At 71.0% G+C, this 12,439-nt stretch carries 10 protein-coding genes; 8 read left to right on the top strand and 2 right to left on the bottom strand.

Annotated features, from left to right (window positions below):
• Positions 1-8 precede the first annotated feature (8 nt).
• Both CR165_RS02130 and CR165_RS02135 read left to right on the top strand, forming a co-directional pair.
• A complete protein-coding gene (locus tag CR165_RS02130) occupies positions 9-419 on the top strand; it encodes an argininosuccinate lyase (RefSeq protein WP_219929661.1) in 411 nt (136 codons plus the stop codon).
• Between the two features lie 111 nt (positions 420-530).
• On the top strand, positions 531-2,225 hold the full coding sequence (locus tag CR165_RS02135) for a thiamine pyrophosphate-dependent enzyme (RefSeq protein ID WP_109515294.1): 1,695 nt from the start codon (positions 531-533) through the stop codon (positions 2,223-2,225).
• A 132-nt stretch (positions 2,226-2,357) separates the two neighbouring features.
• Here the strand turns inward: CR165_RS02135 and ggt are convergent, their stop codons facing one another.
• Positions 2,358-4,100 (bottom strand): gamma-glutamyltransferase, encoded by a 1,743-nt coding sequence (gene ggt, locus CR165_RS02140; protein WP_109515295.1) that lies wholly within the window; start codon positions 4,098-4,100, stop codon positions 2,358-2,360.
• 114 nt (positions 4,101-4,214) lie between these two features.
• Between ggt and CR165_RS02145 the strand changes: the two genes are divergently transcribed.
• The 5 genes from CR165_RS02145 (at position 4,215) to CR165_RS02165 (ending at position 8,476) form a co-directional block, all read left to right on the top strand.
• Positions 4,215-4,883 (top strand): sulfite oxidase-like oxidoreductase, encoded by a 669-nt coding sequence (locus CR165_RS02145; protein WP_109515296.1) that lies wholly within the window; start codon positions 4,215-4,217, stop codon positions 4,881-4,883.
• Positions 4,876-5,427 carry a glutathione peroxidase gene (locus CR165_RS02150; RefSeq protein WP_109515297.1) on the top strand — a complete coding sequence of 184 codons (552 nt, stop codon included), beginning with the start codon at positions 4,876-4,878 and terminating at the stop codon, positions 5,425-5,427. The genes CR165_RS02145 and CR165_RS02150 overlap by 8 nt, the downstream gene beginning before the upstream one ends.
• Entirely contained in the window at positions 5,424-5,933 is a 510-nt protein-coding gene (locus CR165_RS02155; protein WP_245906056.1) for a GNAT family N-acetyltransferase, read from the top strand. The genes CR165_RS02150 and CR165_RS02155 overlap by 4 nt, the downstream gene beginning before the upstream one ends.
• Before the next feature lie 315 nt (positions 5,934-6,248).
• Positions 6,249-7,628, top strand: coding sequence for an APC family permease (locus tag CR165_RS02160; protein WP_109515476.1), 1,380 nt, complete (start codon positions 6,249-6,251; stop codon positions 7,626-7,628).
• Between the two features lie 17 nt (positions 7,629-7,645).
• A complete protein-coding gene (locus CR165_RS02165; RefSeq protein WP_109515298.1) occupies positions 7,646-8,476 on the top strand; it encodes a class I SAM-dependent methyltransferase in 831 nt (276 codons plus the stop codon).
• Between the two features lie 42 nt (positions 8,477-8,518).
• On the opposite strand, the gene parC is transcribed toward CR165_RS02165, so the two are convergent.
• A complete protein-coding gene (gene parC / locus CR165_RS02170) occupies positions 8,519-10,753 on the bottom strand; it encodes a DNA topoisomerase IV subunit A (RefSeq protein WP_109515299.1) in 2,235 nt (744 codons plus the stop codon).
• A 231-nt stretch (positions 10,754-10,984) separates the two neighbouring features.
• Here parC and CR165_RS02175 point away from each other — a divergent pair, with 231 nt between their 5' ends.
• Positions 10,985-12,403 (top strand): Nramp family divalent metal transporter, encoded by a 1,419-nt coding sequence (locus CR165_RS02175; RefSeq protein WP_109515300.1) that lies wholly within the window; start codon positions 10,985-10,987, stop codon positions 12,401-12,403.
• Positions 12,404-12,439 lie beyond the last annotated feature (36 nt).

Here is a 12,439-nt window from a genome sequence, read left to right on the forward strand (position 1 = left end):
CTCCGCCCATGACCATCCCTGGTCTTTCCCCGGCCCTGACGGCCGCCCTGGCAGCCGCACCGCGCCGCCTGCTGCCCGCCCTGCTGCTCTGCCTCGCCACCTGGCCAGCCCTGGCCCAGGGGCGGCAGGACTTCACCCTCATCAACCGCACCGGCTACGAGATCCGCGAGGTCTATGTCGGCCCCACCCGCAGCGACAGCTGGGGCCGCGACGTGCTGGGCGACGGCGTGCTGCCCGCCAATGCGCGCCGCGAGATCCGCTTCTCCGCCCGCACGCGGGACTGCATGTTCGACATCAAGGTGGTCTACAGCGACGACGACAGCACCGCCGAGTGGCGCAACCTCGACCTCTGCTCCATCTCGCGCATCTCTCTCTACTGGGACGCCAAGCGCCAGGTCAGCCGCGCCGAGTGGGAGTGAGCGCCCTCCGGAAATCCCCTGGAAATCACGCCAGGGCCGGGTAGCCCTGCCGCGCGCCCTCGGCTAGCTTGCCGCCCTGGTTGTCATATGACTGGCCGAGGGAACGAGACCATGGACGGGATGAGCACAGTTGGCCGCACGGGCGGCCAGCTTCTGGCCGACGCGCTGGTGGCGCAGGGCGTCACGCACGCCTTCTGCGTGCCGGGCGAATCCTATCTCGACCTGCTCGACGGCCTCTACGCCAACAGCGACAAGATCAGCCTCACCACCTGCCGCTTCGAGGCGGGCGCGGTGAACATGGCCGAGGCCCATGGCAAGCTGACCGGCCGCCCGGGCGTGGCCCTCGTCACCCGCGGCCCCGGCGCCGCCCATGCCGCCATCGGCGTGCATGTGGCGATGCAGGACAGCACGCCGCTGGTGCTCATCGTCGGCCAGATCCCCTTCGCCGAGACCGACCGCGAGAGCTTCCAGGAGGTGGATTACCGCCGCATGTTCGGCTCCGTCGCCAAGTGGGTGACGCAGATCGACGACGCCGCGCGCATTCCCGAGCTGATGGCGCATGCCTTCGATGTCGCGACCAGCGGCCGCCCCGGCCCGGTGGTGGTGGCCATCTCGGAGGAGATGCAGAAGGCCCAGGTGCAGGTGCCCGATATCGGTCCCGCCGAGGTGGCGGCGGCCCACCCCTCGCCGGCGGCACTGGAAAAAATGCTGGCCATGCTGGACGCGGCCGAGCGCCCGCTGGTGGTGCTGGGCGGCTCCCGCTGGAGCGCCGAGACGCGCCGCATCGTGCGCGAGTTCTGCGTGGCGCGCGACCTGCCCGTGGCCGTCGGCTTCCGCCGCCAGAGCCTCTATGACTGCACCCTGCCCAACTATGCGGGCGACCTCGGCGTCGGCGCCGATGCCGGGCTGGTGGCCAAGGCGAAGCAGGCCGACCTGATCCTGGCCCTCGGCACCCGCATCGGCGAACCGGTGAGCCAGGGCTACACCCTGTTCGACATGGCGGGCCAGGGGCCGCAGAAGATCGTCCACGTCTATCCGGACCAGGCCGAGATCGGCCGCGTCTACCGCCCGGCGCTCGGCATCACCGCCGAGATCAACGCCTTCGCGGAGGCGCTGGCGAAGCTGCCGTCACCCACCGGCCCGGCCCGCTGGTCGGCCTGGACGCAGGAGGTGCACGCCGCCCGCGTCAAGCAGGCCGAGGCGCCGGACTATGCCGGCCCGCTCAACCTCGCCCGCGAATTGCAGGCGCTGGAGAAGGTGCTGCCGGCCGACACCATCTTCACCTGCGACGCCGGCAACTTCGCCACCTGGCCCAACCGCTTCATGCACATGACGGAGCAGCAGGAGTTCCTGGGGCCCACCAACGGCGCCATGGGCTATGCGGTGCCGGCGGCGATCGGCGCCAAGATCAGCTTCCCCGGGCGCACCGTCATCGGGCTGGTGGGGGATGGCGGGTTCCTGATGACGGGGCAGGAGATCGCCACCGCCTTCCAGGCGGGCGTGGCGCCCATCGTGCTGGTGTTCAACAACGGCATGTACGGCACCATCCGCATGTATCAGGAGCGCGCCTATCCCGGCCGCGTCTCCGGCACCAAGCTGACCAACCCCGACTTCACCAAGTTCATCGAGAGCTTCGGCGGGCATGGCGAGCTGGTGGAGAAGGATGGCGAGCTGGTGCCCGCCTTCCAGCGCGCCGTGGCCAGCGGCAAGCCCGCCGTCATCGAGGTGCGGATCAACCCGGAGCAGGTGACGCACCGCGCCACCATCAGCGACCTGCGCGCGCAGGGGAGCACCAAGAAGCACTGACAGGCAGTCCGGGGGAGTGAACTCCCCCGGGCCCCCTCCTTTTTCTGTCAGGCTGCCGCAGTCGGGTTGAGAAGCGGGACGCTCTGACCGCAGCGTCCCGCCTCTCCGCCAGCCCGCGGCAGCCTTGCAGAATCAATCGCCGAGGGCGGCGCCCTCGCGGCGGGGATCGGCGCCACCGAGCAGGCCCTGCGGCGTCACCACGATGGCCTGTAGGCCCGAGGGCTGCGGGCGGATATCGGTCTTGTGGCCGCGCGCCTGGAGCTCGCCGGCCAGGGTGACGGCGGGGCTGCCGGCCTCCAGTTCCACCGCGCCGCCCAGGCTGTTGACGCGCGGCAGCGAAACGGCGGCCTGCGGGTCCAGCTTCCAGTCCAGCAGCCCCAACAGCGTCTGCGCCACATAGCCGATGATGCGCGCCCCGCCCGGCGAGCCGAGGCTGGCCACCAGCTTTCCTTCCGCGTCGAACACCAGCGTCGGCGCCATGGAGGAGCGGGGGCGCTTGCCGCCCTCCACCCGGTTGGCCACGGGGCGGCCTTCCATCTCGGGGCGGAAGGAGAAGTCGGTCAGCTCGTTGTTCAGCACGAAGCCGCGCACCATCAGCCGGGCGCCGAAGGCATCCTCCACCGTGGTGGTCATGGAGAGGGCGTTGCCCGCCGCATCCACCACCGAGACATGGCTGGTGCCGTGCTCCGGCTGCTCCGGCTGGGGCGCGAGGCCAGCCTGCCGCCAGCGCGGATTGCCGGGGCGAACGGCGGGGGCGGCGCGGTCCGCGTCGAGAAGCTGAGCGCGCAGGGTGAGGTAGCTGTCTTCCGTCAGCCCGCGCACGGGAACGGGCACGAAGTCGCTGTCGGCGAGGTAGAGGTTGCGGTCGGCATAGGCGAGGCGGCTGGCCTCCGCCAGCAGGTGCGCCGCCTGCGGCCCGCGCGGGTCGAGCCGCGCCATGTCGAAATGCTCCAGCAGGCCGAGGATCTGCGCCACCGCGACGCCGCCCGAGGAGGGTGGCGGGAAGCCGCAGACGCGCCACACCCGGTAGGGGGTGCAGAGCGGCTCGCGCTGCTTCGGGCGGTAGGCGGCGAGGTCGGCCTCCGTCATGCCGTTGCCGGCGCCGCCATGCCGCGCCACGGCGGCCACGATGTCGCGCGCCACCGGCCCTTCCGTCAGCGCCTTGCTGCCCTGGGCGGCCAGGGCGCGCAGCGTCTCGGCCAAGGCGGGGTTGCGGAGCACATGGCCGGCGGGGAGGGGGCTGCCATCGGGCGCCAGGAAATAGGCCGCTGAAGCCGGGTCCTGCCGCAGCCGCGCGGCATCGGCGGCGATGGTGCCGGCCAGGCGCGGCGAGATGGGGAAGCCCTGCTCCGCCAGCCGGATGGCGGGGGCGAAGAGACCGGCCCAGGGGAGCCTGCCTTCCGCCTTGTGGGCGGCCTCCAGCATCGGCATCACGCCGGGCACGCCGACGCTGCGGCCGGAGAGCACCGCCTCGTAGAAGGTCAGCGGCGTGCCATCAGCACGCAGGAAGAGAGCAGGGGTGGCGGCGGCGGGGGCGGCCTCGCGCCCGTCCCAGGCGGAGAGGGCGCGGCCGGCTGCGTTCCAGTGCAGCAGCAGCGCGCCGCCGCCGAGGCCGGAGGATTGCGGCTCTACCAGCGTCAGCACCGCCTGGATGGCGATGGCGGCATCGACCGCCGCGCCGCCCTGTCGCAGCATCGCGCGCCCGGCTTCGGCGGCCAGCGGGTGGGCGGCGGCCACCATCTGCCGCTCGGCCCGCACCGGGGCGCGGCTGCCGGCGAGCGCACCCGGCATGGATTGCGTGTCCTGCGCCCGGGCCGGCGGGGTGGCGGGCAGGGCGAGCAGCCATGCGCCAAGGAACAGGGAGAGGCGCGTCATCGGTCGATTCCTCCGCGGGACCGTGCCAGGATAGGCGGGTTGCGGCCGGGCTTGCATCCGGCGGCACTGGCGTCACCTATGGAGCATGACTCTCCAGGCGACGGAAAAGGCGTGATGGAACAGGACGAAACGGGCGCTGGCGGCCGCATCCGCCAGAAGCTGGTGGAGACGAAGCAGGCCTGGGCCAAGGCCGGCCGGCTGCTGACCGGCGAGACCGCCCGCCCCGAGGAGCAGCGCCTGCCCCCCGGCCAGCGCCTGGTGAAGGACTTCCCCGTTCTCGACCTCGGCATCCAGCCCGATGTGCCGGAGGGCGCCTTCCGGCTGACGCTGGACGGGCTGGTGGAGAACCCGGTGACGCTGGACTGGGCCTGGCTGAGCGAGCTGCCGCAGGAGGATCGCTTCAACGACATCCACTGCGTCACCCAGTGGTCGCGCTACGACAACACCTGGACCGGCGTGCCGGTGCAGGCGCTGCTGGACCTGGCGCGGCTGAAGCCGGGCGCGAAGTTCGTCAGCTTCGAGGCCTATGACGGCTACACCACCAACCTGTCGCTGGAGGATTTCGCCCGGCCCGAGAACCTGCTGGCGCATTCCTGGGAAGGCGAGCGCCTGACCCGCCAGCATGGCGGGCCGCTGCGGGCAGTGGTGCCGCATCTCTATCTCTGGAAGAGTACCAAGTGGGTGAAGCGCATCACCTTCCTGTCGGCGAACCAGCCGGGCTTCTGGGAGGTGCGCGGCTATCACGACCGGGGCGACCCGTGGCTGGAGGAACGCTATGGCTGAGCTTCCGCGCCGCGCCATCCTGCGCGCGGCGCCCCTTCTGGCGGTGCCGCTGCGCCCCGCGCGCGCGGCCGACGAGGCCGCCCGGGGCCATGATTTCCGCTTCGAGGACATCGATGGCGGCGAGATCGACCTCGGCGATCTCCGCGGCAAGCCCCTGCTGGTGGTGAACACCGCCAGCTTCTGCGGCTTCGCCCGGCAGTTCGAGGGCCTCCAGGCGCTGCACGACAGTTACGGCCCGCGCGGCCTGCTGGTGCTGGGCGTGCCCTCCAACGACTTCAACCAGGAAGCGGCCGACCGCAAGACCATCAAGGATTTCTGCGAGGCCACCTTCGGCGTCGCCTTCCCGATGGCGGCGCCCTGCCACGTGAAGGGGCCGCAGGCGCATCCCTTCTTCGCCTGGGCCGCCGCGCGCAGCACGGCGCCGCGCTGGAACTTCTTCAAGTATCTCGTTGCGAGGGACAGCCGCCTGTTGCAGGCCTTCCCGAGCAATGTGGAGCCGGACGCGCCCGCCTTCCGGCAGGCGATCGAGGCGGCGCTGGCGTGAGCGCGGCCTGGCGCCCGATGGCGCCCGGAGACCTGCCGGCGGTGAGCCGCATCGCCGCCGCCGTGCATCCCGGCTATCCGGAGGAGGATGCGGTGCTGGCCGAGCGGCTGGCCCTCTTCCCCGCGGGCTGCTGGATGCTGGAGGGGGCGGGCGGCCTGCTGGGCTACGCCATCAGCCATCCCTGGCACCGGGCCCGCCCGCCGGCCCTGAACACCCGGCTCGGCGCGCTGCCGGAGAACCCCGGCACCCATTACGTGCATGACGTGGCGCTGCTGCCGGAGGCGCGCGGCCAGGGTGCCGCCGGCCGCCTGATGCCGCTGCTGCTGGAGGCCGCGCGGGGCCTGCCGGAGCTTTCCCTGGTGGCGGTGGGCGGCTCCGTGCCCTTCTGGCGGCGCCAGGGCTTCCAGCTGGTGGACGATCCCGCCCTGGCCGCGAAGCTGCGCAGCTACGATGCTGAGGCACGCTTCATGGCCCGCCCGGCCGGTCCTCCGGGAGCGGCGGCCTGAGCGGCCCGGCAGGGCCGCGGCACTGCTTCACGCTGAAAATGACAGGCTTGTCATGACAGGTGCCGCCGCTCCCATGGCCGGCTGGTGGCGGAACAGGGGCGGCCGCGCCGGAATCGCCTTGCTCCACGGAAACATTTTGTTTCGGTTATTCAATTCCATATCATTTTCGCCTTCTCCTCCGCCCTGCCTAGACTGAGCAGGGGATTGCCGGAAATTCATCCGCGTGACGCGGGCCCGGTCTGTCTGGCGATCCTCCGGCTTCTTCGGGCCTCCCCGGCCGGAGCGGCTGCCGCGATGGAGGGGCTGGAAGCCTGGATGCCGCACACGCAGAGCCCCGGGCGGGAGCCCACGCTGTCCGTCTTCGATGCCGTCGTGATCCTGGTGGGCATCGTCGTCGGCATCGGCATCTTCAGGACGCCCTCGCTGGTGGCCGCGCATGTGGAGAGCGAGGCCGCCTTCATCGCCGTCTGGGTGGCGGGCGGTGCCGTCACCCTGGTCGGCGCGCTCTGCTACGCGGAGCTGGCGGCCGCGCACCCGCATGCCGGCGGGGAATACCATTTCCTCTCCCGCGCCTATGGCCGGCCGGTGGCCATGCTGTTCGGCTGGGCCCGCGGCACGGTCATCCAGACGGGCGCCATCGCCGGGGTGGCCTTCGTGCTGGGCGACTACGCGGCCCACGCCCTGCCGGCCGGGCCGCACGGCCCCGCCCTCTACGCCGCCCTCGCGGTCATCGTGCTGACGGGGGTCAACGTCGCCGGCACGTTCCAGGGCAAGACGCTGCAGATCGCCGTCACGATCCTCGAGATCGCCGCCATCCTGGCCATCATCGCCTTCGGCCTGTCCGGCACCGCCACGCCGCCCGTGCCGCCGGCGGAGACCGCCCCCGCCCAGGCCGCCGGGCTGGGCATGGCCATGATCTTCGTGCTGCTCACCTATGGGGGCTGGAACGAAGCGTCCTACCTGACCGGCGAGCTGAGGGACGCACAGCGGAGCATTCCGCGCGTGCTGCTGGCCGGCACGGCGTTCATCGTGGCGCTCTATGTTCTGGTCAACCTGGCGCTGCTGATGGTGCTGGGGCTGGAGGGGCTGCGCGCCTCGCCGGCGGTGGCCGCCGACATGATGCAGCGCGTCGCCGGCCCTGCCGGCGCCGGGCTCGTCACCGCCGCCATCGTCGTCGCGGCGGTGTCGACGCTGAACGCCACGATCTTCACCGGCGCCCGCACCTGCGCCGCCATGGCGGAGGACATCACCGTCCTCGCCCGGCTCGGGCGCTGGAGCGGGCGCGGCCGGACCCCGGCCAATGGCCTGCTCGCGCAGGGCGCCATCGCCCTGGCGCTGGTCGGGCTGGGGGCCGTCACGCAGGATGGCTTCCGCGCCATGGTGGATTACACCGCGCCGGTCTTCTGGGCCTTCCTGCTGCTCGTCGGCATCGCGCTCTTTGTGCTGCGCCGGCGGGAGCCGCGCCGCGTGCTGCCCTACCGGGTGCCGCTCTACCCCCTCACGCCGCTGCTCTTCTGCCTGACCTGCCTCTACATGCTGCATGCGAGCATCGCCTACACTGGCATGGGCGCGCTGGCCGGGCTGGCCGTCGTCGCCGCCGGCACGCCGCTGCTGCTGTTCCGCCGGCGGGAGGAGAGGGAACCCGCTGCCACCCTGCCGGCCGGGAAGGCCGCCCTGTCCCGCCCGACACGCTGACGATGGAGAGATCCGCCATGACACGCCTGCCCCTCCTCGCCACCGCCTGCCTTCTCTCCTTCTGGGGTGGGCAGCCCGCCGCCGCCCAGCCTGCCATCGGCACGCCGGCACCCGCCTACGCCCCCTCGGTCGGCCAGACCGGCAAGGACGTCGTCTGGGTGCCGACCCATCAGGAGCTGGTGGACCGGATGCTCGACATGGCCAAGGTCACGGCCGAGGACTACGTGGTCGATCTCGGCTCCGGCGACGGGCGGACGGTGATCACCGCCGCCCGGCGCGGCGCCCGGGCGCACGGCATCGAGTACAACCCGGATCTGGTGGCGCTGTCGCAGCGCAACGCGCAGGCGGCGGGGGTGGCCGGCCGCGCCACCTTCGCCCAGGGCGACATCTTCCAGTCGGATTTCTCCGACGCCACGGTCGTCACCCTCTTCCTGCTGCAGACGCTGAACGAGCGGCTGCGGCCGACCCTGCTGGCGATGAAGCCCGGCACCCGGGTGGTCTCCAACACCTTCACCATGGGCGACTGGGAGGCAGACCAGTCCTTCGAGCGGGATGGCCAGTGCACCAGCTTCTGCCGCGCCTATCTCTGGATCATCCCCGCCCGGGCCGGGGGGGCTTGGCGGCTGGGGGAGGAGGGCCGGCTCACCCTGGACCAGACCTTCCAGATGCTGAGCGGCACCCTGACGCGCGAGGGCCGCGAGCTGCCCCTCAGCGAAGCCCGGATGACGGGCGACCGCATCACCTTCACCGCCGGCGGGCAACGCTATTCCGGCACGCTGGAGGGCGACCGGATCGCCGGCCGGATCGAGGGCGGCGGCGCGTGGAGCGCCACCCGCGCCGCGCGCTGAGCGGGGGGAAGGGCGGGAGCAGTGGGGCTCCCGCCCTTCCTGTCACTCGAAGCGGTTGTTGCGCGGGAAGCCGTTGGGCGGCTGGCGGCCGGCGCCGGCGCGGTTGCCGCGCCAGGTGGTGAGGTCGGTCTCCAGCCGCATCCGCTCGCCGATGCGCCAGGTGAGGCCGGCCGTCCCCTGGAACACCTTCACGTCCGAGAGCCGCCCGTCGCGGTAGCCCTGCAGCGCCACGCCGCGGCCGCGCGTCATCTCCGGCACCTGCTCCAGCGGGAAGACCAGCAGCTTGCGGTTGGTGCCGATGATGGCCACCGTGTCGCCCTCCACCGGCACGCAGGCGGCCGCCTCGTGGCCGGCCTCCAGCGTCAGCACCTGCTTGCCGGTGCGCTTCTCGGCCACCAGATCCTCGGAGCGGATGACGAAGCCGCGCCCGTCATCGGCGGCCACCAGGTACTTGCGGCCCTCCTTCCAGACGAACAGCTCCACCACCTCGTCCTCGTTGGTGAGGTCCACCATCAGCCGCACCGGCTGGCCGTCGCCACGGCCGCGCGGCAGGGCCTCGGCCTTGATGGTGAAGCTCTTGCCGTTGGTGGCGAAGAGGCAGAGGCGGTCGGTGGTCTCGGCATGCAGGGCGATGCGCAGCCGGTCGCCCTCCTTGAACTTGTGCTCCGTCTCCAGCGGCACATGCCCCTTCAGCGCGCGGATCCAGCCCTTCTCGGAGAGGATGACGGTGACCGGCTCGCGCTCGACGAAGGCGCGCTCGTCGATCACCACGGCGGCGGGGGCGGTGTCGATGGCGGTGCGGCGGCGGCCGAGCTCCGTCTCCTCGCCGAACTTCTCCCGCGTCGCGGCGATCTGCTCGGCGAGCTTCCTCCAGCGCAGCTTCTCGCTGCCGAGCAGCGCCTGCAGGGATTTCTGCTCCGCGCTGAGCTTCTTGTGCTCCTTGCGGATCTCCATCTCCTCCAGCTTGCGCAGGGAGCGCAGCCGCATGTTCAGGATCGCCTCGGCCTGCATGTCGGTCAGGCTGAAGGTGCTGATCAGCACCGGCTTGGGCTGGTCCTCCTCGCGGATGATGCGGATCACCGCGTCGAGGTTGAGATAGGCGATGAGGTAGCCGTCCAGGATCTCCAGCCGCCGGGCGATGGCGTCCAGCCGGTGCTGGCTGCGGCGCACCAGCACCTCGTGCCGGTGGTCGAGCCAGGAACGCAGGACCTCCTTCAGCCCCATGACGCGCGGGGTGCGGCTGGCATCCAGCACGTTCATGTTCAGCGAGAGGCGGGATTCCAGCGGGGTCGCGCGGAACAGCGTCTCCATCAGCACCGCCGGCTCCACCGTGCGGTTCTTCGGCTCCAGCACGATGCGCACCACGTCGGTGCTCTCGTCCCGCACATCGGCCAGCAGGGGGAGCTTCTTCTCCTCCATCAGCTGCGCGATCTGCTCGATCAGGCGGGACTTCGCCACCTGGTAGGGGATCTCGGTGACCACCACCTGCCAGGTGCCGTTCTTCAGCGCCTCGCGTTCCCACCGGGCGCGGACGCGGAAGCCGCCGCGGCCGGTGGCATAGGCCTCGCGTATCGCCTCCGGCGATTCCACCAGCACGCCGCCCGTGGGGAAGTCCGGCCCCCGCATGTGGCGCAGCAGCTCGTCGATCTCGGCCTTCGGGTTCTCGATCAGCGCCAGCGCGGCGGCGCAGAGCTCGCCCGCATTGTGCGGCGGGATGGAGGTGGCCATGCCCACCGCGATGCCGTTGGCGCCATTGGCCAGCAGGTTGGGGAAGGCGGCGGGCAGGACGATCGGCTCCTGCTCCTCGCCATCATAGGTGGCGCGGAAATCGACCGCGTTCTCCTCGATGCCTTCCAGCATCGCGCTCGCGATGGCGGTGAGCCGCGCCTCGGTGTAGCGCATGGCCGCGGCGTTATCGCCGTCGATATTGCCGAAATTGCCCTGGCCCTCGACCAGCGGGTAGCGGGCGGCGAATTCCTGCGCCAGCCGCACCATGGCCTCGTAGATCGAGGCATCGCCATGCGGATGGTACTTGCCCATCACGTCGCCGACGATGCGGGCGCATTTCTTGAAGCCCGCCGCCGGGTCCAGCCGCAGCTGGTGCATGGCCCAGAGCAGCCGCCGGTGCACCGGCTTCAGCCCGTCCCGCACATCCGGCAGCGAGCGCGCCGTGATGGTGGACATGGCATAGGCCAGGTACCGCTCCGAGAGGGCGGCGGAAAGGTTGGTCGGCCTTACGGCGCCGCCTTCGGGCAGGGTGGTCAGGTCGTCGGGCATGGCGGTACTCCAGCACTCTCGGCACGCGCATGTGTCGGGGAGGGGCTAGCGCAGCGGGGCGCGTCGCACCAGGGGCTTCCCGCCGGAATAGAACAAAAAATGAACGAACAGCCAAGCCTTACAACGCCGTGTGACCGGGCCCGCAGGGGCTGACGCCGGCGAAGCGCGGCGGCCATAGTGGCAGCCGACCAACCCAAGAAAAACAAGAACGAATTCGGGAGAAATTCAGGAATGAGCGCCAGCGCGGACGCCATTGTACAACGCGGCATCGAGGCCGAGGACGATCCTTATCGCCTCACCAAGGACGGGGTCATGGAGCCCCCGGTCGGTTGGAGGCACTCGCTGAAGCATCTGGGGCCGGGGTTGATCCTCAGCGCCTCCATCGTCGGCTCGGGCGAGCTGATCGTCACCACCACCCTTGGCGCCACGGTGGGCTTCGCGCTGCTGTGGATGGTCATCTTCAGCACCTTCGTGAAGGTGGCGGTGCAGATCGAGCTGGCCCGCTGGTGCATCTCCACCGGCCAGCCGGCGCTCACCGGCTACAACAAGGTGGGGCCGCATGTCGGGCGGCTGAGCTGGATCAACCTGCTCTGGGCGCTCATGGCGCTCTCCAAGGTGCTGCAGATGGGCGGCGTGGTGGGTGGCGTGGCCCTGGCCATGAGCATCCTGCTGCCGCTTTCCGGGCCGCCCATGGGCGCCACCTCGATCACCATCTGGACCGTCATCGTCGCGGTGGGCAGCATCGCGCTGCTCTACAGCAACAAGTACAGCCGCATCGAGCGCGGCGCCGGCATCCTGGTGGTGATCTTCTCCTTCATCACCATCGGCATCGCCCTGGGCCTGCCCTTCACCCCCTACGCCTATTCGATGGACGACATCGCCAGCGGCCTGTCCTTCGCCATCCCGGCGGGGGCGGTGGGCGCCGCCATCGCCATGTTCGGCATCACCGGCGTCGGCGCCGACGAGCTGACCTTCTACACCTACTGGTGCATCGAGAAGGGCTATGCCCGCCATGTCGGGCCCAATGACGGCAGCGAGGCCTGGCAGCGCCGCGCCAAGGGCTGGATCAGCGTCATGTACAAGGACGCCTTCCTCTCCTGGGTCATCTACACCTTCGGCACCATCGCCTTCTTCATCATGGGCGCCGCGGTGCTGAACCCGCAGGGCGTGGTGCCGCAGGGCAACGAGATGATCACCGCCCTCTCGCGCATGTACACCGACACGCTGGGCCAGTGGGCTGGCACGGTGTTCCTGCTGGGCGCGGTGGTGGTGCTGGGCTCCACCCTGTGGGCGGCGGTGCCGAGCTGGTCGCGCATGTACGTCAACCTGCTGGCCGAGATGGGCGTGCTGGAATGGCGCGACACGGCGGCCCGGCTGCGCTGGATCCGCATCTTCACCATCGCCCTGCCGCTGATCTGGGGCGCCGCCTACCTGTTCATGCGCTCGCCGGTGCTGATGGTGCAGATCGGCGGCATCGCCACCGGCATCTTCCTGCTCGCCGTGGTGGTGGCGGTGTGGCACCTCCGCCGCACCGAGACCGATCCGCGCCTCTACGGCAGCGGCGCGTTCAACGCGCTGCTGGTGGTCAGCAGCATCGCCATCGTGCTGCTCGGCATCTACACGGGGCTGAGCGCGCTCAAGCTGGTCTGAGGCAGGGCCAGGGGGCGCAGCCCCCTGGATCCTTCC

The sequence above is a fragment of the Teichococcus aestuarii genome, assembly GCF_003116135.1.
Taxonomy (GTDB): Bacteria; Pseudomonadota; Alphaproteobacteria; order Acetobacterales; family Acetobacteraceae; genus Pseudoroseomonas; species Pseudoroseomonas aestuarii.